Source organism: Streptomyces sp. CB02414 (assembly GCF_001905385.1).
Classification (GTDB): domain Bacteria; phylum Actinomycetota; class Actinomycetes; order Streptomycetales; family Streptomycetaceae; genus Streptomyces.
The window spans coordinates 1,139,176-1,159,378 of sequence record NZ_LIPF01000001.1 but is presented as its reverse complement, the minus strand read 5'-3'; the positions used below and the strand labels follow the sequence as shown (position 1 = coordinate 1,159,378).

General features: G+C 71.2%; 18 protein-coding genes. 6 read left to right on the top strand and 12 right to left on the bottom strand.

Features of this window, described 5'->3' with window-relative positions:
- Positions 1-5: 5 nt before the first annotated feature.
- The 5 genes from AMK11_RS05235 to AMK11_RS05215 all read right to left on the bottom strand — a co-directional run bounded on the left by AMK11_RS05235 (position 6) and on the right by AMK11_RS05215 (position 6,745).
- A complete protein-coding gene (locus AMK11_RS05235) occupies positions 6-1,559 on the bottom strand; it encodes an ATP-binding protein (protein ID WP_073723500.1) in 1,554 nt (517 codons plus the stop codon).
- Positions 1,560-1,711: 152 nt separating this feature from the next.
- Positions 1,712-3,010: a ZIP family metal transporter gene (locus AMK11_RS05230; protein WP_241846889.1), complete on the bottom strand. Its 1,299-nt coding sequence runs from the start codon at positions 3,008-3,010 to the stop codon at positions 1,712-1,714.
- Entirely contained in the window at positions 3,007-3,273 is a 267-nt protein-coding gene (locus AMK11_RS05225) for a hypothetical protein (protein ID WP_073723498.1), read from the bottom strand. Before AMK11_RS05225 ends, AMK11_RS05230 begins: the two co-directional genes overlap by 4 nt.
- A complete protein-coding gene (locus AMK11_RS05220; protein ID WP_073723497.1) occupies positions 3,270-5,987 on the bottom strand; it encodes an SUMF1/EgtB/PvdO family nonheme iron enzyme in 2,718 nt (905 codons plus the stop codon). The genes AMK11_RS05225 and AMK11_RS05220 overlap by 4 nt, the downstream gene beginning before the upstream one ends.
- Positions 5,984-6,745 carry a class I SAM-dependent methyltransferase gene (locus tag AMK11_RS05215; protein WP_241846888.1) on the bottom strand — a complete coding sequence of 254 codons (762 nt, stop codon included), beginning with the start codon at positions 6,743-6,745 and terminating at the stop codon, positions 5,984-5,986. Before AMK11_RS05215 ends, AMK11_RS05220 begins: the two co-directional genes overlap by 4 nt.
- A 312-nt stretch (positions 6,746-7,057) precedes the next feature.
- Between AMK11_RS05215 and arr the strand changes: the two genes are divergently transcribed.
- Positions 7,058-7,468 carry an NAD(+)--rifampin ADP-ribosyltransferase gene (gene arr, locus AMK11_RS05210; RefSeq protein WP_073723493.1) on the top strand — a complete coding sequence of 137 codons (411 nt, stop codon included), beginning with the start codon at positions 7,058-7,060 and terminating at the stop codon, positions 7,466-7,468.
- Positions 7,469-7,594: 126 nt separating this feature from the next.
- Here the strand turns inward: arr and AMK11_RS05205 are convergent, their stop codons facing one another.
- Positions 7,595-8,050: an SRPBCC family protein gene (locus tag AMK11_RS05205; RefSeq protein ID WP_073723491.1), complete on the bottom strand. Its 456-nt coding sequence runs from the start codon at positions 8,048-8,050 to the stop codon at positions 7,595-7,597.
- Between the two features lie 63 nt (positions 8,051-8,113).
- Complete coding sequence (locus AMK11_RS05200; RefSeq protein WP_073723489.1) at positions 8,114-9,142, bottom strand: SEC-C domain-containing protein; 1,029 nt, start codon at positions 9,140-9,142, stop codon at positions 8,114-8,116.
- A 160-nt stretch (positions 9,143-9,302) separates the two neighbouring features.
- Between AMK11_RS05200 and AMK11_RS05195 the strand changes: the two genes are divergently transcribed.
- The 3 genes from AMK11_RS05195 to AMK11_RS05185 all read left to right on the top strand — a co-directional run bounded on the left by AMK11_RS05195 (position 9,303) and on the right by AMK11_RS05185 (position 11,469).
- Positions 9,303-9,623, top strand: coding sequence for a DUF6412 domain-containing protein (locus tag AMK11_RS05195; RefSeq protein WP_073723487.1), 321 nt, complete (start codon positions 9,303-9,305; stop codon positions 9,621-9,623).
- A 105-nt stretch (positions 9,624-9,728) separates the two neighbouring features.
- Entirely contained in the window at positions 9,729-10,445 is a 717-nt protein-coding gene (locus AMK11_RS05190) for a YidC/Oxa1 family membrane protein insertase (protein ID WP_073723485.1), read from the top strand.
- Between the two features lie 166 nt (positions 10,446-10,611).
- Positions 10,612-11,469, top strand: coding sequence for a fumarylacetoacetate hydrolase family protein (locus AMK11_RS05185; protein ID WP_073723483.1), 858 nt, complete (start codon positions 10,612-10,614; stop codon positions 11,467-11,469).
- A gap of 88 nt (positions 11,470-11,557) precedes the next feature.
- On the opposite strand, the gene AMK11_RS05180 is transcribed toward AMK11_RS05185, so the two are convergent.
- The 3 genes from AMK11_RS05180 to AMK11_RS05170 form a co-directional block, all read right to left on the bottom strand.
- Positions 11,558-12,439, bottom strand: a complete 882-nt coding sequence (locus tag AMK11_RS05180) for an LLM class F420-dependent oxidoreductase (protein ID WP_073723481.1) — start codon at positions 12,437-12,439, stop codon at positions 11,558-11,560.
- 110 nt (positions 12,440-12,549) lie between these two features.
- On the bottom strand, positions 12,550-13,032 hold the full coding sequence (locus tag AMK11_RS05175) for a heme-degrading domain-containing protein (protein ID WP_073723479.1): 483 nt from the start codon (positions 13,030-13,032) through the stop codon (positions 12,550-12,552).
- Positions 13,029-14,108 carry a Gfo/Idh/MocA family oxidoreductase gene (locus AMK11_RS05170; RefSeq protein WP_073723477.1) on the bottom strand — a complete coding sequence of 360 codons (1,080 nt, stop codon included), beginning with the start codon at positions 14,106-14,108 and terminating at the stop codon, positions 13,029-13,031. Before AMK11_RS05170 ends, AMK11_RS05175 begins: the two co-directional genes overlap by 4 nt.
- A 56-nt stretch (positions 14,109-14,164) precedes the next feature.
- Here AMK11_RS05170 and AMK11_RS37310 point away from each other — a divergent pair, with 56 nt between their 5' ends.
- Entirely contained in the window at positions 14,165-15,622 is a 1,458-nt protein-coding gene (locus AMK11_RS37310; protein WP_443333922.1) for an ROK family transcriptional regulator, read from the top strand.
- A gap of 57 nt (positions 15,623-15,679) precedes the next feature.
- Here the strand turns inward: AMK11_RS37310 and AMK11_RS05160 are convergent, their stop codons facing one another.
- Complete coding sequence (locus AMK11_RS05160; protein WP_073723473.1) at positions 15,680-17,206, bottom strand: PQQ-dependent sugar dehydrogenase; 1,527 nt, start codon at positions 17,204-17,206, stop codon at positions 15,680-15,682.
- Positions 17,207-17,471: 265 nt separating this feature from the next.
- Here AMK11_RS05160 and AMK11_RS05155 point away from each other — a divergent pair, with 265 nt between their 5' ends.
- Positions 17,472-18,320, top strand: a complete 849-nt coding sequence (locus AMK11_RS05155; RefSeq protein WP_073723471.1) for a hypothetical protein — start codon at positions 17,472-17,474, stop codon at positions 18,318-18,320.
- Positions 18,321-18,461: 141 nt separating this feature from the next.
- Here the strand turns inward: AMK11_RS05155 and AMK11_RS05150 are convergent, their stop codons facing one another.
- The gene (locus AMK11_RS05150) at positions 18,462-20,081 is read right to left on the bottom strand and encodes an IS200/IS605 family element transposase accessory protein TnpB (protein ID WP_107429639.1); all 1,620 of its coding nucleotides are present in this window, start codon (positions 20,079-20,081) and stop codon (positions 18,462-18,464) included.
- Positions 20,082-20,203 lie beyond the last annotated feature (122 nt).

Below are 20,203 nucleotides of genomic sequence, written 5' to 3'. Positions count from 1 at the left end.
CTGGGTCAGTCGGCATCCTGTGCCCGGCGGTCTTGCTGCGCCTGTACCGAGGTCAGGAGGATGGTGTTCCAGTAGTCCACTCGGTCCTGGCGGCCACGTTCCCAGCGGCCAAGGCCGAAGCAGTCCTCAAGCAGGAGGTAGAGCAAAGCCTTTGTGACGGGTGCGTCATTGCTTCCTCCTCGCCTCCCGTCATTGAAGTCACTGCGGAAGGCCTTGTTGAGACGCACCGAGTTGTTCTCGCGGTCCAGATCGAAGAACTTGTCCTGCGGCAGCGTGACCCAGGTAAAGGCGATCGGTTCTTCGCCCGGCTTCTCGGGCAGCTCCTCTTTGATGACCCGCTTGATCTTCGGGTCCATCCCCTTCCCCGGAGGCGTCACCGGCCGTCGGACGATCTCAGTGCGCTTCGCCCCGTCGCGGTACGTGGCTTCTGCGTCACCTAGATATGCGTGGAAGGTCCCTCCGGTTGCATCAAGGGCCTTCTCGACTCCGAGCGTGAAGGCGGGCGTGACAGTGACGCTCTCCTTCTTGACGTCAAGGCTCAGCACGCTGCTTTCGTGACTCGGAAGGTCGACTGCCACGCGGGCCAGGGACAGGTGCCCCTCGGGATTGCGGAGACCGTTCCACCCGCCAGCTTGGACAAGCCGGTTATTTCGGTAGAAGTAGAAACCCTGCCTGTCCGTGACGGAACCGATCTGACGGAAGCCGGCCTGCTTCGATTTGGCGGGCCAGATGTGTGCCGTCAGCTGCATGTCCCCCAGACCCTCTACGGGGGCTGTGAACGTCCGGGGATAGCGAGCCTTCCCAGGCACCTTGTAGCCGAAGGGGTCCAGTGCTTCGACAGCTATGTGATCCACTTCCTCGCCGAGAAGGCCCTCTCCGCTGCTTACGTCCCATACGGCGATGTCGAGCTTGAGGCCACCCTGGAGGAAGCGGTGCAGGTAGAGACCGAGGTGTGTCTCCAGGCGTGCAATCGCCTTGGACAGGAACTGGTCGCTCTGGCCAGTCGTCACGGTCTCGAACACCCGCACCTGGTCCCAGCGCACAATCGTGCCGTGCCACTCGATGACGCCGTCGTACCGGTCCACGAGTTCCTGGGCGTAGCGAGGGTCGACGGTGTCACAGCGGAAGCTGTCCTCGATGCCCTCTGCGGTGAGGCGACGCCCTGCGGCGCGGCTGCGCTTGGTGCGGCTGACCACGGTGAGCGACGCGGCGTGCGAGAGTGAAGCAGCCTTGAGGCCCGTGCCGTACATTCCGAGGGCGCTACCGCCGTACTCGCGGCGCCGCCCCACTGTCATAGCACCGTCCAGGCTGGCATCGTCCATACCTCTGCCGTTGTCGATGACCAGCAGGGTCAGGATCCGCTTGGCATCACGCAGGAAGTGCACGACGACCTTGTCGGCGCCAGCGTCGATCGAGTTGTCGATCAGGTCAGCGACTGCAACCTCGAAGCCATAGCCCTGGTTGGTCAAAGCCTTGCCGTAGCCGGCGTCCGGGGGCAGATGGGTGCTCCCGGTGGTGGGGACCTCGTACTGCCAGACGGTTCCGGGCTCGTAGGGCATTGCGCTTCCTCTACACACAGATCTGGGCCTGCTCAACGAGTGATGGGCCCTCCGGATCGGTTGGTTCGTGTGACGGTACTGCAAAGGTCCGACATAGGGGCAGTTGAACTGTGAAGAAGGGTGGTTCGTCCGCAATCGGCCCTTGGACGCGGTCACTGCCGCCCTTCCCCACCCCGCAACGACGACAACACCAACCGCCCATACCGCGTGGTCAGCACCCCGGCCGTGGCCGCGATCGACAGAGCCAGGGCGATGAGCAGGTGGGACGGCGACTTGTCGTCGAGGACCTGCAGGATGCCAAGGGCCGTGCCCAGGGGGAGGCCGAGGATGGTCAGTACGCCCAGGGTGCCGCTGATCTGCTGGCTTTCCTGTGTCTGGACCAGCCGGCTGTAGTCGGCGGCCTCGGCGAGGATCTCGTTGAACCGGGCCGGCAGCCGATGCTGGTTCTGGAAGGCGAGCAGCAGTTCGTTCGCAGGGCCGTGGGCCGTGAGGTGCTGGCGCCAGTAACCGCTACGGAAGTGGGCGATGTTGCGTTCCAAGGCGGCGACCCGGCGGGCCAGGTGCCTGGGTTGGCTGAAGACCTCCGAGAGTTCGTCGGTGAGCTCGTCGATGTGGTCACGTTGGAGGGCGCCGAGAAGGAGGGCGTCGAGGTAGACGGTGCGGGCGTGCAGCGCGCCGAAGCCGTAGAAGTCGCCCTCGCCGGTGTCGGGCCTGTGGCCGAGGAAGGCGGCTCCCTGCCGCAGTACCAGGGCGCTCCAGTCCGCGGAGATGCGCACGGCGTCCCGGAGGTGCTCGGCGGCCGTCTCCGGGGCCAATGGGAAGTCCTGTGGGGTAGAGCGGGAGGCCAACTGCCACAGCCAGCGGTCCGCGGTGGCCGGCAGTTCCCCTTCGCGGCCGTCGCGGAGCGCGGGGGTGTGGTGTGCCGTCGGCGTGAGGAAAGCGATCGTGTACGGCCGGGAGATGGCGAAGGGCGTGGACTGGTTCCGTACGTCGGCGATGCCGTCGAGCAGCAGAGCCGGATCGAACGGTCCGGTGAGCCCGGTGAGTGGCTCCTCGGTGGTGGCGAAGCCCCGGCCAGCCAGGGTCCGCAGCACGGGCAGGAGCGGCCTCTCGACACTGAAGTGCAGGACAGCAAGTGCGTGTTCTGGATCCCGTGCAGTGGCCGCGCGAAGCAACTCCACGCCGAGCAGGCGCAGCCCGTCGTGCTTGACGTCCAGTGGCAGATGCCAGCGGCGCGGCCGCCCGGGGGCGCCGTAGAGGGCGCGTGCGGAAGCTGGTGCGAAGTAGGTGGACCTCGTCGGTGTGTCCGTACGACGGCTGCCGAGTTCGAACGGGAAGGGGCCCTCGGACCAGTCGGGGACACGACGCAGCCGGGCGGGCAGGACGATGGTCAGCTCCTGCCGGGCCCCTGTGATTTCGACGAGTGACGCTGTGGAGTCGGCTGTGGTCACTGGTAGTACTCGGCAGGGTCGGGCTGGTCGAGGCGGATGACGAACTCTGCCCGGTCGGGGCTGACGGCGCTGATGTGGAACCGGACGTGCTCGCCCGTACGGATGGTGCGGAAGCCCTCTGTCACGATCTGCCGGTAGTCGAAGCTGTAGTACCGCTCGTCGGCGTCGTCACGGACGATGTAGGAGCCCAGCGAGCCGCTCGCTCCACCGCCGCTCGGACGGCGGTCGACGATGGTTCCGTGCCGTGGCTCGCCGCTGCTCATGGTGTCGTCCTCTCCACTGCGGCCGTACTCGGGACAAGGTGACCGTCCGGGGTGCCCAAGTCCTCGACGCAGCGGAAGCCGACCGCGTTGCTTCCACCGCGCTTGCGGTAGAGGCCCTTGGTGCTGGTCTGTACCGCGCGCATTGGGTTGTCGTAGCTTCCACCGCAGATGACAGCCTCGGCCGGGTCGTCCACCGACGTGGATGTCCACTCCCAGCAGTTGCCCACCATGTCCAGGACACCGAACGGGGAGCGGTTTCCGGGGCGTTCGTCAGCGGGCGTGACGCCTGCCCGTCGGACGGCGTCGCCCGCGAAGTCCCGGTACCACGCCTGGTACGTCACGACCGGGCGGCCGACCCAGCTGTCGGCGCAGTTGACGCGGCTGCTGTCCGGGGCATCGCCCCAGGGAAAGAGCCGTCCGTCGGCGCCGCGCGCCGCCGCCTCCCATTCCAGTGAGGTCGGCAGCCGCTTGTTCTCGAACGAGGCGAAGGCGTAGGCGCTCCACCAGCTCACGCAGATCGCCGGGTGGTTGTCGTAGCGAGGGTTCTCGTAGTAGTCGGAATGGCGCAGCCTGTCGGTCCAGGGGTGGTGGGTGACATGCGGCGGCTGGTCCGGGTGATCCCACTGTGACGTGCCCTGCGCATCGAGGGCGTCGAGGAACCGACGATAGCGGGCGACGGTCACGGCCCGGCGGTCGAAGCGCACGTCGCGGTCGACTCGGCGGACCAGCAGCCGCTCGGCAGGGCCGACGACGTAAGCCCCGGCGGGCAGCACACAGTCGTCGCGGGCGGTGCCATGTAAGTCGCGGTTGTCGGAGAGTCCGGCGAGAAAGGCACGCACCTGCTCTGTCAGGAAAGAGCCGTGGGACAGGTCTGCCGCGGCTTCCCGGTGTACCGGATCCGCGAGATACCGGGCAGCCAGCAGCTCCTGGTACGCGGTGTGCACGAAGGCGACGAGGTCCTGTCCCGCCGGGCGCAGTAGCGGGGCGAGTACGCATGAGTCCTGTTCCAGCCGTCCGTCCTGGAAGGCGTCGGCGCCCAGCTCGCGGTGCAGGTCGAGCAGGGAGAACACGGTCCGGTCGGTGACGAACGCCCGGCCGAGTGAGGCGGGAAGGCGCTGCTCCAGCTCCGGGTGTCCGCGTTCCGCCAGCGTACGCGTGAGGTGGGTGCCGAGGATGTCCGCAAGGGACTCGCCCGGAGAAAAGCCGAGCCGCGCGCTGAGATTTCGTTCGAGCGGGGTGTCCTCCGGTTCGGAGAGGCGTACAACATGGAAGTGCGGTACGCGGGACGGGTCCACGCCGTTTGCGTACATCTGCTCCACCAGCTGCTCGGAGCGGCCGGCGCCGCTGTCCAGCAGCTGACGTACCTGAGGTGAGTCCGCCAGGAAGGAGACCCGGGAGCTGATGACGACTGCCGACTCCGCGGACAGGACGGCCGAGAGGTCGGTGAACAGGCGCAGAAAGCCGGCAGGGCTCGACTCCTCGACCCCCTCGTCGAAGGCGTCCAGTACGCACAGGGCGGTCCCGGAACGGATGAGGTAGAGGAAGAGGTCGTACGCTCGGGAGCGCTCCGAGGCCATGGCCGGTGCGAGGACGCGGGCGGCGTACTCGGAGAAGGGTTCGTCCTTTGGTTTGAGGCCGAGATCGAAGTAGAAGCGGAAGCGGCGGGTCTCCGGGTCTGCGGCGAGGGCCCGCAGGAGGGTGCTCTTCCCGCTGCCGGGACGCCCGGTGACCAGGACGTTCGCGCTGCCGCTCGCGAGACGGGTCAGGAGTTCCGCCGCGTCGCCGGACTCCGTCACCGTCGACTCGCCGGTGCGCGGGTCGGTGCTCAGGACCGTCGCGGGAACGGCGGTTCGCGGCTCGAGCGCAGCTCCCGGGGTGCCGTCGGGGACGGTGGCCTCGACGATTCCGGCCAGGTGGGCGTCCAGGTTGACGACGGTGTCGACGAACCCGTCGTATCTCACGATCCGGAAATCCGTACCCAGTAGCTGGTGGAGTGCTCCAGGAGTCGCGCCGCCGTCGTTGTCCACGACCACGAACCGGGTCAGCTTGGGCAGCCGGGTGCGGAGCAGCTCACCTCCGCTGGAGGTGAGGACGGTGCCGAGGTCGTCGGCATCCCGGGAGAGCATCAGCTCCACGTACTCCAGCCGCATGCCCGACTCGCGGCAGAACAACAGGTACACGGTCTCCCGGCTGAGCACGAACCGCTTGGCCTGCCGGTAACCAAGGGTGACATGGAGCCCGGCCAGGAACTCGCAGCGCCGCGCGATCTCGGGGGCCACGTCCGGCTCACCGCCGACCAGGGCCGCGCTGCCCGTGTCGGTGAACCAGATGAGGACGTCGACGAGTCTGCGCACGGCCAGCAGCCCGTCCTCGTCGCTGATGTCGTACCCGTCGTGGGTGGAGCGGTTGCGCAGACGGCGGATGTCGTCGAGGGCGTCCAGGACCGTGCTACTGCGGATGTGCGGGCGGCAGCGTTTGACGAGGTCGTTCAGTGCCTTGGTGGAGGGGTCGCCTTCCACACCGTGGTGCCGCCACAACTCTTTGAGAAGCTTCTCAGTCAGTTTTCCGACCAGCGCGACCGCGTTTTCCGGGTAGCCGTCGTTGAGTGACCGTAACGGGCGCTCCAGATCGAGACCGAGACGGTCTGCGATTCTCGTGTGGTCGTCGAGTTCGCTCCGCAGGCGCCGCAGCCGTTCGTCGACGACGGTACTCACGCGCGCTCCTCCGCTCGCCGGCCGAGGACGAACGCGAACCGGTCCGGGAAGACCAGTACGGGCTCCGGATGGGCAGCTCGCATCTCCTCCACACCTTCCTCCAGCTCGCTGTCGGTGAACGTGGAGAGGAGGGACATGTAGCGTGCGCGCACCATGTCCAGGTACCTGTCCCGATCGATACGCAGCTCGTGCTCGACGTGGCTGGTCCGGGTGTCCAGCCCGGCCCGGTGCAGGTGTGCCTCGATCACCGCCGGATCTGGCTGCAGTTCTTCGAAACGGGCGAGGGCCGCCTTGAACAGGGGGTACCGGATGGTTGCCGGAAGCATGACGATCAGCAGCCGGCCGCCCGGGGCCAGCCGGTCGGCGAGACCGTGCAGCGTACGTGCCTGGTCGGCCACGTGGTGCACGGACTCCTTCAGCCACATCGCGTCCAGTGCTTCGTACGGCAGCCGCGCCCGCCCTTCGGCCACCTCTTCCGCGGAGGCGACGACGGGGGTCAGGCCCGGCGGGGGCGGGATGCCGAGCCCACCGAGCATCGCCTGGGACGGGTCGACACAGAGAATGGGATGACTCGGGCGCAGTTGCCTGGCCACCTCCTTGGCGAACAGGCCGGTTCCAGAGCCGATGTCGGCGATCCGGTCGGCCGGGCCGAGCTGCAAGGCCTTGGCGATCTGGCCGGACATCCACGGTACGTAACCCGGCCCGTAGACCCAGTGCTCGTCGTACTCGGCTGCGAGACCGTCATAATGCCCTCGCACGTCGCGCCGTCCCACGGTCCCCCTCGTTGTCCCAGACTGTGTTCCCAGCAGTCACCAGGCAGGCTATCGACGGTCACGAGGCGACAACAGTCCGTAAATCGACAGTGTTGGCCGACAGTTTCCTGAGCGTCGTGATCGCCGTCGGCCGAGCGGGGCGTGACCAGTACCGGCACGTTCACGCGGTAACGCAGGCCCGACGCGTGGAGCAGTCGGCGCACCGCGATCTCCGGAGTTCCTGTACAGAGGCGGGCTGCGGTGGCCGAGCTGTCCGGAGTGTCTCGCCTCGCCGCCGTCTTTTGCTAACCTCCCGCAATGGACGAGGTGTTGGACAAAGGGCCTTTCTTCCACGGCACAAAGGCCGATCTGCGGGTCGGAGATCACCTCACCGCTGGTTTCCCCTCGAACTACCGGCCCGAGATCGTGATGAACCACATCTACTTCACCGCGTTGCGCGACGGCGCCGGGCTTGCCGCCGAGCTTGCCGCCGGTGACGGGGAACCGCGCGTGTATGCCGTCGAGCCGACCGGGCAGTTCGAGAACGATCCGAACGTCACCGACAAGAAGTTCCCCGGAAACCCCACCCGCTCCTACCGCAGCAGGGAGCCGCTCCGGATCGTCGGTGAGGTCACCGACTGGACGCGGCAGACCCCCGAAGCCCTCCAGATGTGGCGGGACCGGCTGGCCGCGATGCATCAGGAAGGTCGGGCCGAAATCATCAACTGACCTGCCTGAGTCGGCCTCGAGGCCGTGCGGGCTGCTCACATGAGCGCGGTGTGAACACTTCACCGGGAAGTGTTCACGCCCTGCGAGGTCGGTGTCCCGCCAGCAGGTGCGCGTCGGGAACGGTGCTCAGGCCTGCCCCCCGTCCGCGAGGAACCCCTCCAGCCCGTCCAGCAGCATCCCGCTCCCCTGCTCCGCCATGTCCCGCTCCTCCTGCGTCTCGCAGGTCTGGCTGAGGACGATCACCGTGTTGCGGGGGCCCTGTTCCGTGAGTTCCATGGTCATCAGGGTGGGGTCGGGGCGGCCGGGGATGTCCATGCCGAGGGTCAGGCGGCTGTGGTGGTCCACCTCCACGTACGAGCCGGTCAGGGGGAACTCGGCGCCGTCGGGGGTCTGCATCGTGGCCTTCCAGGCGCCGCCCGGGCGGACGTCGAGTTCGACGGAGCCGGGGACGGCGTGGGCCCACTGGGCGTACTGGTCGGGGGTGGTCCAGGCCTGCCAGACCCGGGCCGGAGAGGCGTCCAGGGTGCGGGTGAGGGTGTAGGAGAAACCGTCGGCCGGGGTGGAGGTCTGGTCGGTGCTCATGGTGTCCGTCTCCTCAGGGTGAGTAACGCTGTCGCACCTTTAGACATCCGGCGGCGCCGATTCTCATCGGTCCGTCGGGATGTCCGCTCCGTGGCACTCCGCGTACGGGCGGTCCGAGCCGCACCAGCAGGCCGCGCCCCGCTGCGGCGGCCAGGCCACCGCGCGGCCCCGGGCCGCCAGTGTCGTCGCGTACTGGGGGAGGAGGGCCGCGTCGGCCGGGGAGGTGCCCTCCGAGGCGGCGAAGGCTTCGTAGGAGGGGACCGTGCCGCGGACCACGCCCAGGTTGGGGGTGCCGGAGGAGGCCAGTTCGCGCAGGGCCGCCTCCGTCGCCGCCAGGTGGTCGTCGTAGGAGGGGTACTCGGCGGAGAGGGACGGGTACGCGTCGAGGAGTTCCGTCAGTTCGGCGGCCGGCCAGTGGAGCATGGCCACCGGGAAGGGACGGGAGAGCGCCTCGCGGTAGGCGCCCAGCTCGGCGCGCAGGCGGGAGATCTCCGCCTCCAGGTCGGCCGGGTTGTCCGAGCCCAGGGACCAGACGCGCTTCGGGTCGTGCAGCTCGTCGAGGGAGACCGGCATGGTGTGCAGGGTGTCGGCCAGGGTGTCCCACTCGTCGTGGGCCAGGCCCAGCATCCTGCGGACGCGGTGGCGGCCGTAGAGGAGGGGGTGGGTGGAGTACGGGGGTTCCGGGACGTCCGTCAGGAGGAGGCGGGCGCCCTCCGTGAACGTCTCGTGCGCCGCCTCCAGCTCGTCGTGCGCCTCCAGGGCCTCCGCCGCGATCACCCAGGGGGCCGGATCGCGCGGCGACGCCGTGCGGACGCCGTCGATAATCGCCCTGGCCTCCGCCTCGTGGCCGTACTCCCACAGGTTCGACGCCTTCAGGGCGCGGACCAGCGACGGGTTCTCCAAGGGGGCGTCGGAGGCGAGCAGGCGGTCGTAGAGCTTGGTCGCGGCGGGGCGGTCGCCGGAGAGCTCCAGGTGGGCCGCGGCGCGCAGGAGCAGGGCCTCGGCGTCCTCGGGGTAGAGGCCGGCGGTCCGTTCCAGGCGTGCCGCCTCGGCGGCGTGGTCGACGTTTTCGGCGGGCGTGTCGGGGCGCATGGAGGACACCGTACTGCCGTGAGGTGGCGATGGTGAGGGGCCCCGGGGGCAGGGGCCGGGGATGTGCGGTCGGGCCCCGGGGGCGATACCGGCCCGCGTACGGCTCCTGTATAACTGGGGCGAACGTATGTGTGGGAGTGAGCCGAGGGGAGGGGCGCGGATGAGCCGGGGACGGACCGTGGTTCGGGTGTCCCGTGCGGTGCTCGTGCTGCTCCTCGTGGTCCTGCCCGTCGCCGCCGTCGACCTCGGCAGCCTCTCCGCCGCCGTCGCGCTCGCCGCGACCGCCGCCGTCGGTTCCGCGCTCGCCGTCTGTGCCGTCATCGCGGCGCGCTGCGCGCCCGCCGTGCCGCGCACCCGGGTGCGCACGGCCATCAGGGACCGGGACCTGCGTACGGCCTTCCTGCCCCAACGCGATCCCGACGCCCCCGGCCGCCGCCGGCCCCGGGCACCCGGACACGCCCTCCCGGCGACCGCCGCGTAGGGCACTTCCCCCCATCCAGGGCACTTTCCCCGCGCGGGTCGTGTCGTCATGCCGCCGTTCCACCTCACCCCGGCACGACGAGACCCCCGGAGGGCTCACTCACCCATGTCCGTTTTCGCCAGCCTGGTCGAGCGCCTCGCCGACCTGCTCCAGCCGCTGTTCGGCGCCTCCGCCGCGGCCGCCGCCATCGTCCTGTTCACCGCCCTCGTACGACTCCTCGTCCACCCGCTGTCCCGGGTCGCCGCGCGCGGGCAGAAGGCGCGCACCGCGCTCCAGCCGAGGGTCGCCGAGCTGCGTCGCAAGCATGCGAAGGACCCGGAGAGGCTTCAGCGGGCCGTGCTCGAACTGCACGCCGAGGAGAAGGTGTCGCCGCTGTCGGGGTGCCTGCCGAGTCTGTGCCAGATTCCGGCTTTCTTCCTGCTCTACCACCTCTTCTCCAGTTCCACGATCGGCGGGCAGGCCAACGAACTGCTCTCGCACCGGCTCCTCGCCGCTCCGCTCGGCGGGCGGTGGGCGGACGCGCTCGGCGACGGCGGGGTTGTCGGCGGTGCGGGGGTCGTGTACGCGGTGCTGTTCGCCGTGGTCGCGGGGGTCGCCGCCTTCAGCTACCGGCTCACCAAGCGGACGATGGCCGACCGGCCGGTGCTGCCGTCAGCCGGTGACGGGGAGCCCGTGCCGGGGCTCGGCGCGGTCACCAAGGTCATGCCGTTCATGTCCTTCTTCACGCTCGTCACCGTGGCCGTCGTACCGCTGGCCGCCGCGCTGTACGTGGTCACCAGTACGACGTGGAGCGCCGTCGAGCGGGCCGTGCTCTACCGCTGAGCGCGGCCCGCCCCCGGGGCGTGGCTACGGTCCAGTACGTGAACGGGGTATTGCGGAGTGGAACGGGACCTTGGAGGATCGAACAGTCCTCCGATGTCGTCGCGTCACTGCCGCACCCAGGTCGCACTCATCGGGCGGGCCGGCCCGCGATCGAGGAGTTGGGTACATGAAGCTGTTGCGAGTCGGTACGTCGGGGTCCGAGCGGCCCGCGCTGCTCGACGCCGACGGAACCCTGCGAGACCTGTCGGGCGTGGTGACGGACGTCGACGGGGCACTGCTCGCCGACGATGCCGCGTTGGAGCGGGTACGGTCCGCGGCCGCGGCTGGTGAGCTGCCCGCTCTGGACGCGACCGGGCTGCGCGTCGGTCCGCCCGTGGGGCGTATCGGGAAGATCGTGTGCATCGGGCTCAACTACCACGACCACGCCCGGGAGACCGGGGCCGAGCCGCCCGCCGAGCCCGTCGTCTTCTTCAAGGCGCCGGACACCGTGGTCGGGCCGGACGACACGGTGCTCGTGCCGCGCGGCTCCGTCAAGACCGACTGGGAGGTGGAGCTGGCGGTCGTGATCGGGCGTACGGCCCGCTACCTGGGGTCGGCCGAGGAGGGGCTCGCCTGCGTCGCCGGGTACACCGTCTCGCACGACGTGTCCGAGCGGGAGTTCCAGATCGAGCGGGGCGGCACCTGGGACAAGGGGAAGAACTGCGAGACGTTCAACCCGCTGGGCCCGTGGCTGGTCACCGCCGACGAGGTGCCCGACCCGCAGCGGCTGTCGCTGCGGCTGTGGGTGAACGGGGAGCTGAAGCAGGACGGGACGACGGCGGACCAGATCTTCCCAGTGGGGGAGGTCGTGCGGTACGTCAGCCAGTTCATGGTGCTGCGCCCCGGTGACGTCATCAACACCGGGACGCCGGCGGGGGTGGCGATGGGGCAGCCCGAGCCGAAGCCGTATCTGCGGGCGGGGGATGTCGTGGAGCTGGAGGTGGAGGGGCTCGGGCGGCAGAGGCAGGAGCTCAAGAGCGCCTAAGGGGGGTGGGGCGGGGGTTGCGTGGGCGGCTTGCGGTGTGTTGTGGCTGGTCGCGCCGTTCCCCGCGCCCCTGTGGGACGCGTTTCACTCACGTCAGTAGTGAAGCCAGCCGGCGCCAGCCCTCCCTGGGCAGGGACGTCATGTCGTCCTCCACCAGCTGGAGGGCGACATGGTCCGCGCCCGCGTCGTGGAAGGCGTCGACGCGGGTGCGGATCGTGGACTCGTCGCCCCAGGCGAAGACGGCGTCGATGAGGCGGTCGCTGCCGCCGCCGGTGACGTCGGCGTCGGTGAAGCCGAGGTTGAGGAAGTTCCTGGTGTAGTTCGGGAGCTCCAGGTAGCGGCCGAGGTAGGCGCGGGCGGTCGCGCGGGCCCGGGACGGGTCGGATTCGAGGACCACCTTGAACTCCGGGGCCAGCAACGGGCCCCCGCCCAGCCGCTCGCGGGCCTGCGCCGTGTGCTCGGGGGTGACCAGGTACGGGATCGCGCCCGCCGCCCGGTCCCGGGACAGCTCCAGCATCTTCGGGCCGAGCGCCGCCAGCACGCGGTGGCCGGGCCGCACGCCCGCCTTGTCGAGGTGGTCGAGGTAGCCGACCATCGTCGAGTACGGGCGGCTGTAGCCCTCCACGCGGAGGCCGTGGCTCACGCCGAGGCCGAGCACGAAGCGGCCGGGGTGGGCCACCTCCAGCTCGGCGAAGCGGGCCGCGGTCTCGGAGGCCTGGTGCTCCCAGATGCTCTGGATGCTGGTGCCGACGACGATGCGCTCACTCGCCTCGATCAGCGGGGCCGCGTCCTGGGCGGAGGTGTTGCCGCCCAGCCACACGGCGCCGAACCCGAGCCGTTCCAGCTCGGCGACGGCCCCGGCCCGTTCGTCACGGCGCTCCGGGTCGTCGGCGCGCAGGGCCGCGCTCCACACGCCGTACCGTCCGACCGATTCCTTGAGACCCTTCGGTGAAGCCGTCGCGTCGTTCATCGGTTGAGATCCCTCCGGTGGGCACCGTGATCATCCTGCGTACCTGCCTGCCAACCACGGGTACCCACCGCTGATTCCCCGACCACACGGGGAGCGGGCCTGGAGAGGTCCTACTCGCCCAGGAAGCGTTCCAGCGCCTCCACCACCAGGCGGTGGTCCTCCACCTGCGGCAGACCGGACACCGTCACCGCGCCGACCACTCCGACGCCGGCCACGGTGACCGGGAAGGAGCCGCCGTGCGCCGCGTACGTGTCGGGGTCGAGGCGCGAGGACTCCTCGAACGTCGTGCCCTTGGCCCGGAAACGGGAACCGACCAGGTAGGACGCGGAACCGTACCGCTCCACCACGCGGCGCTTGCGGGCGATCCAGGCGTCGTTGTCGGGGGTCGAGCCTGGCAGGGCCGCGTGGAAGAGCTGCTGGCCGGCCCGGTGGATGTCGATGGCGACCGGCGCCTCGCGCTCCCGGGCCAGCTCGACCAGGAGGGAGCCCAGCGCCCACGCGTCGTCGTGGGTGAACCGGCGGAAGACCAGGCGGCGTTCCTGCGCCTCCAGTTCGTCCACGGTCGGGGCGGCGGTGTCGGGGGAGGGGCTCACAGGGCCACCGCCACTCCGTCGCGGGCGGACTTGCGGGCCGCCTCCAGTACGTCCAGGGCGGCGGCCGCCTCACGGGCGCCGACCGGGTTCGGGCCGCCCTCGCGCAGGGCACTCGCCACCGCCGCGTAGTACGCGGGGTAGTCGCCCGGCACGGTCGCCGCCACGCTTCCGCCGCCGGTCACCGGGGACTCCCCGGCGCCCACCCGGCCCCACAGCGACTCGTCCTCCTCGCCCCAGCCGGGGCCGGGCCGCTTGCCCTCGCGCAGCGCCGCCTCCTGCGGGTCCAGGCCGTGCTTGACGTACCCGGCCTTCGAGCCGAGGACGCGGAAGCGCGGGCCGAGCTGGGCGGCGGTGGAGGAGACGTAGAGGTGGGAGCGGACGCCGTTCGCGTGCGTGATCGCGATGAACGTGTCGTCGTCCGCCTCGGCGCCCGCGCGCCGCACGACCGACTCGGCGTACACCTGCGTGGCCGGGCCGAACAGGACGAGGGCCTGGTCGACGACGTGGCTGCCGAGGTCGTACAGGAGACCGCCGATCTCCGCCGGGTCGCCGGACTCGCGCCAGCCCCCCTTCGGCTTCGGCCGCCAGCGCTCGAAACGGGACTCGAAGCGCCATACGTCGCCCAGGGCGCCCTCGGTGAGCAGCTTGCGCAGGGTCAGGAAGTCGTTGTCCCAGCGGCGGTTCTGGAAGACGGAGAGCAGCAGGCCGCGCTCCTCGGCCAGCGCCGCCAGCTCCCGCGCCTCGGCCGCCGTGCCCGCGACCGGCTTGTCCACCACGACCGGCAGGCCGGCCTCCAGGGCCCGCGTCGCGAGCGGTACGTGCGTCTTGTTCGGCGACGCGATGACGACGAGGTCCAGCTCGGCGGCCCGGTCGAACAGCTCGTCGGGGGTGGCGACGGTCCGTACGTCCGGGAACTCGGCGCGGGCCTGCTGCTGCCGGTCGGCGTTCGAGGTGACCACCGTGTCCAGGACCAGGCCCTCGGTGGCGGCGATCAGCGGGGCGTGGAAGACGGAGCCCGCGAGTCCGTAGCCGACGAGGCCGACGCGCAGGGGGCTGCCGGGAGGAGTACCAGTCATGTCCTCCACTTTCGCAACGGTGTTGCCAAAGTGCAAGCGCCGGGGACAATGGGGGCGTGAAGAGGAGCAGCGGAGGAGGAACGGGTACGGGCGCGGTCCCCGGGGGGGCCGGGGTGCTGGGGGCCGGGGGCGGGGCCAATCTGCTCGCCCTGCGCAGCCACAACACCGCGCTGGTGCTCGACCTGCTGCGCACCGCCGGTGCCGGCGGGATCAGCCGGCTCGAGCTCGCCGAGCGGACCGGGCTCACCCCGCAGGCGGTCAGCAAGATCACCGCCCGGCTCCGGGAGGACGGCCTCGCCACCGAGGCGGGACGCCGTGCGTCCACGGGAGGCAAGCCGCGTACGGTACTGCGCCTGGTCCCCGAGGCGGGCCACGCGATCGGCGTGCACCTGGACCGGGACGAGCTGCGGGCGGTGCTGGTCGATCTCGACGGTGCCGTGGTGGGGGAGCGGCGTTCCGCGCTGGATCTGGGGGCGGGGGCACCGGCCGTGGTGGAGGCGGTGGCGCGGGCGGCGCGGGAACTGGTCGCGGGTGCGCTGGGGGTGACGGAGGGCGGGGTGTCGTCGCGGTCGGCGGGTGGCGCCCCGCCAGTCTTGGGCGGCCTTACGCAGTTGTCGGGCGGTACTCCGGCGCCGTCGGGTGGCTTTCCGCTGTCGTCGGGCGGTACTCCGGCGCCGTCGGGCGGCCTTCCGCAGTTGTCCGGCGGTACTCCGGCGCCGTCAGGTGGCTTTCCGCCACCGTCGCCCGGCGCCGCGCCACCGTCGCCCGGCGCCGCGCCACCGTCGCCCGGCGCCGCGCCACCGTCGCCCGGCACCCCGTCACCACCCGACGGCGTGCTTGCCGCCGTCCCCGGTCTGCTCGGTCTCGGTGTCGCTCTCCCCGGCCCGCTCGACCACGTCCGGGGCGTGCTGCACCGCGTCACCGGTTTCCCGGAGTGGGACGGGTTCCCGTTGCGGGACGCGCTGGCGCGGCGGCTCGGGCTGCCGGTCGTCGTCGACAAGGACACCAACGCGGCGGCGCTCGGCCTCGCGGTCGGCGGCGAGGGCGGCTCGTTCGCCTACCTGCACCTCGGTACGGGACTCGGCGCCGGTCTCGTGATCGGCGGAGGCGTGCACCGGGGCGCCCGGACCGGCGCGGGCGAGTTCGGGCATCAGGTGATCCAGCTGGACGGCCCTCCCTGCACCTGCGGCGCCCGTGGCTGCACCGAGGCCCTGTGCCTGGCCGCCGTCGCCCGCGGTGACCTCGCGGAGGCGGCCAGGGTGCTGGGCACGGGCGCCGCGAACCTCGCCGGGCTGCTGGACATCGACCTGGTCCTGCTCGGCGGCCGTACCGTCGCCGCCGCACCCGAGGCGTTCGTCCACGGGGTCGGCGCCGTCCTGGACGCCCGCGCCCGGCGCGAGGGCGGTCAGGACGGCGCCGTACCGGTGCGGGTCGCGCCCGGCGGGACACGCGGGGTGGCGGAGGGCGCCGCCCAGCTGCTGCTCGCGCCGCTCTTCGGGCGGGGCGACGCCTGACGGGGCGCGGCCGGCGCCCGGCGGCTCAGCGGGTCCGCGGCCCGGTGGGTCGGCCGCTCAGCCGCCCACCGCGCACGCGTCCCCGTTGAGCGTGAACCGCGGTGGCGGCGACGCGTCCCCGGTGTGCTCCGCCAGGTAGCCCAGCGTGACGCTCGCGCCCGGCGCGATCGCCGCGTTGTGCGGGGCGTTGGCCGCCGAGACCGTGTTGCTGCCCTGGGTCAGCTCCGTGTTCCAGTCGGAGACGACGGTCTGCCCGAGGGGCAGCGGGAACGCGAGCGTCCAGCCGCTGACCGGGGTGTCGCCCGTGTTGGTGACGGTGAGGTCGACCGTCGTGCCGGTACCCCATGAGGTCACCGTCCGGTCCACCCGGCAGGTCGGCTCCTCCCGTGCGAACGACACGCGGTGCAGGCCGCCCGGCAGGTCGTTGACCACGTAGAACTCCCCGTCGACGGTCGTACCGACCGACGTCACCTGCGTGGGCATCTCCCCGATCTCGGCCTGCTCGTAGCCGCCCAGGCCGTCGGGACGCAGCGCCCACACGGTGGACGAGCAGTAGTCGGTGGCGATGTACACGCCGCCGACCAGATCGGCGTACTCCCGGCCCCGGTAGACGTGCCCCCCGATGACCGAACAGCCCCCGGTGTACGGGGAGTAGGTGAATACCGGCTCGGTGTACTGTCCGCCGGGCGCGCAGTCGCCGCCCTCGAACCTCTCCAGGCCCTCGTAGCAGGACCAGCCCAGGTTCAGCCCGCCCTGTCCGGCGGGGAGGTGGTCGATCTCCTCCCAGCGGCCCTGGCCGACGTCGCCGATCCACATCGAGCCGTCGGCGCGGTCGAAGGAGAAGCGCCACGGGTTGCGCAGGCCGTACAGCCAGATCTCCGGGCGGGCCCCGGGGGTGTCGACGAAGGGGTTGTCGTCGGGGACGCAGTACGCGAGCGGAGCGCAGGCGCGGCTCACGTCGATGCGCATGATCTTGCCCAGCAGGGTGTCCAGCCGCTGGCCCGAGCGGAACGGGTCCCCGGAGCCGCCGCCGTCGCCGATGCTCCAGTACAGGTTGCCGTCGGGGCCGAAGGCGAGCTGGCCGCCGTTGTGATTGCTGTACTCGGCGTGCGGCTGCGCGAGCAGGGGCTCCAGGCGGGACGCGTCGAGCCGGTAGCGGGCGAGGGTGACCGCGCCGTCGGGCAGCGCGGTGTACGCCAGGTACAGGTCCCGGCTGTCGGCGAAGTCCGGCGGGAGGGCGATGCCGAGCAGGCCGCGCTCGTTGCCCGACTCGTCCACGGACGAGGTGATGTCGAGGAGCGGGGCGGAGGCCAGGCCGGTGTCCGGGTGGTAGACGCGGACCCGGCCGGACTTCTCGGCGATGAAGAGCCGGTCCGTGCCGTCGTCGGGGGCGACGAGGGCGGTGGGCCGTCTCAGCCCGGAGGCGACCTGGGTGGTGGTCGCGCTGAGGGAGGGGAGGGGAACCGGCGGCGCGGCCGCGCTCGCGGCTGCGGCGGGCTGCGGGGTGAGGGTCGTCAGGAGGAGGGCCGGGACGGCCAGGAGGAGGGTGCTCAGGAGTAGCGCCAGACGGCGCCCCGGTCGCAAGGGACGGCGGTCACGGGGGTCATGTATATGACAAGGGGGCATGGGGGTCCTCTCGGGGTATGGGAGCGCTCCCGCCCCTCAGGCTGGGGCTCGTGAAGCGGCGCGGCAACACGCGATCGCGCCACTTTCGCGCCGTCTGGCGCAAACGGTGCCGGGCGCCCCGCCGGACGCTGCCGCCGGTCGAGGGGTGTCCGTCCGCCATCCGGGCGTCCTGGCCCGAATGGCGGTGTCCGCGACCGCGATCCACCGGCACGCTCATGTGTTTATGCGACTGTTCACGCCCGTGTCCCCCTGCCTGATGGCGGCAGCCGCCCTCCTCGTCGCCTCCGCGCCCGCCACCCCCGCGCACGCGGACCCGCAGGCCCCGCTGCCCGCCTGCACGGCCCCGGACGACCACACCTTCCCCCTCACCACCCGCGTCCACGGCGGCCCCGCCGCCTACGAGGCCGGCGGCGGCTACGGCACCTGGTACCTGGACCTCACCAACACGACCTCCCGTACCTGTGAGGGCATCCACCCGGTCGTCGTCCTGGTCGACGGGAAGCGGACGCTGGAGCCGTCGCAGCCCCGCCTGGAGTTCTACGACGGGGGCCGGACGCACCCCGTCGCCTTCGAGCCGACCGACCGGGACGAGCTGGTCGGGGCCTTCGGCGAGAGCGGGGCCGAGGGTGGGGACGAGGGTGGGAGCGAGGGCTTCCCCGGCTTCACCGTCGGCCCCGGCGAGACCCTCACCGTCAAGGTGCGGCTCGCGCTCACCTCGGACGCCGAGGCCGACGAGGTCACCGCCAACGCCGCCGTCGTCCAGCGCCGTGGCGGCGACGGCGAGTGGATCGGCCAGTCGAACGACTACCGCTTCCGCATCCGCGACGGCGAACCGGCCGGCCCCTCGCCCACGGCCCCCGACGGCGAGTCGTCCACCGGCCCGAGCACCGACCCCGCCACCCCCTCCGCCCCCGCCACCCTCACCACCCCGGACGACCAGGTCACCGCCCCGCCCTTCGCCGACGAACTCGCCGGTACCGGAATCGGCCGGGTCGACGCCGCCCTGGGTGCCACCGCACTGCTCGTCGCCGCCGGTGGCGCGGCGGTGCTGCTGGCCCGCCGGCGCCGCTGACCGGCGCGGATTCCAGGCGCCCTGAAAATTCCAGGCAACAGCCGTCCTTGAGGGCTGCTCGCCGTCTCTATGACGACCTGCTCCGGCGAGATGGTGTAGTGCACCGTCGGAGAGGAGGCAAGCTCCAGTACTCCACCGTTCCTATTCAGTGTGCAGGAGTGGGTCTTGGACCCATGCCTGTGCACTGCGGGCACCCCGAACGGTGTTGGGTGTCCTGGTCGCCCGCGTTCGCTCCGTGTCCGGCGGCACGGATCGTGTCCATGGTCCGGGAATACGGGGGCGGGGTCCCTCACGCCCCAGGGCCTTCCGGTCGGCCTGGACGGTCCGATGCCCGCATCCATCACTCCGGTGGGTGCGGGGCGGTGCCGTCCGACGCCGGACCGGAAAGCCCTGGGCGCGTCGCCCGATCGCGATGCTCGCCGCATCGTGCCGGGTGGTCTTACGGGTGGAGGTGGTGAGTGGTTTCTGCCAGTGCTGGGCGCCCCACTTGCTGGTGTAGGCGGGGTCGACGGCGATGACGGTGATGCCGGTGGCGTCGGCCATGGAGGTCAGACGGGCCCGCAGCCGTCCGGTAGGCATGCCGGAGACCAGCTGCCGGAACCGCTTCCGGCCACCGTGCTTCTCGCGGGTCTTCTCGGCGGCGAAGTCCAGATCCTCGACCGCGATCCCCTTCACACCGCATGTCCGGGCCCAGCGCAGGAGCCGGCTGAGGGCATGGCGGACCTGCGCGTCACGATGGTCCGCCGGTCCGGTGAGGTCGTAGAAGAAGCGGTGCGGGTTGCCGGTCGGGTTGCCGTGGGTGTCGAGGTGCCAGGCGGCGAGGTGGTCGGCGTTCATGTCGACCCCGACCACCCCCTCCGCCAGCGCCGCAGCCAGGGGGACGGTGGGGGTGGCGGGTTTCTGCCACGAGGCGGTGACGTACCAGCGGCCACGCTGGACGTCGTGATGGATGCGGTAGGCGACCGCCCGGTGCGCGGCAACGCGGTCGGCCCACTCCTGCCCCCGGTGCGCGAACCGGACCCGGCCGGTGAGGACGTACCGGCAGTGCGCCGCGTTGGCCAGATGGGCGAGCGGGGCGGGGAGGCGGATGCTGACCTCACCGTCCGGGCTGATGCGGACCGTCTCGTTCCCGAAGCGTTTCCCGGACTCCCCGTCGGCTTGCAGGAACCATCGTTCGGCTTCCCATCGCTCACGCCATGCGGTCTCGGTAAGCCCGGCGTCGGGCAGGTGGTGCCGGGTGCGGGCGAGCCGCTTGCCGCCCCGCACGACGTGCACTCGCCCGGCGGTCCAGTCCGCGCGTGCCCGTTGAAGCCGGTCCTCCAGCACTCGTAGGCGCCGGGCCTTGGCATGCCACTCCCGCCGACTGCGATACCCACCCGGAGCGCGCTTGCTGCCCTTCGAACCGACGGGGAGCGCCAACCGGTGTCGCAGCGTCCGGGCCCCCGCCTCCAGCGACTGGAGGTGCGCGAGCGCGCAGCGGCGGGCCAGCGCCCACTGATCATGCGTGGCTTTGGTGATGGCACTCGCCCACCGAGCCGACGAATCGGGTGTCAGCGCCCGCTTGCGCACCGCCCACGCCTCAGTGTCGTGCCCAAGACCGATACGACAGCGCGCCTTCAGGTCGCGCGAGGCCAGCGCGCCCAAATGCGCACCCACTCGCCGCAGCACCTCCACATCGGCGGCGGTGAGCTGCTTGAGCCGGGTACGGACCGCCACTCCCGACGGATTCGGCACGACGAACGGCTCCGCAACCTTCGGCATTCCACCGCCCCCTCCCGGCCGGTCGCGAGGCGCCCTCATCAGACCCAACGAACAGACCTGGCATGGGTCACGCATGCGGCAAGCGAACCTTTGTCCCGATCGGAGATGAAAGCCCAACCGCG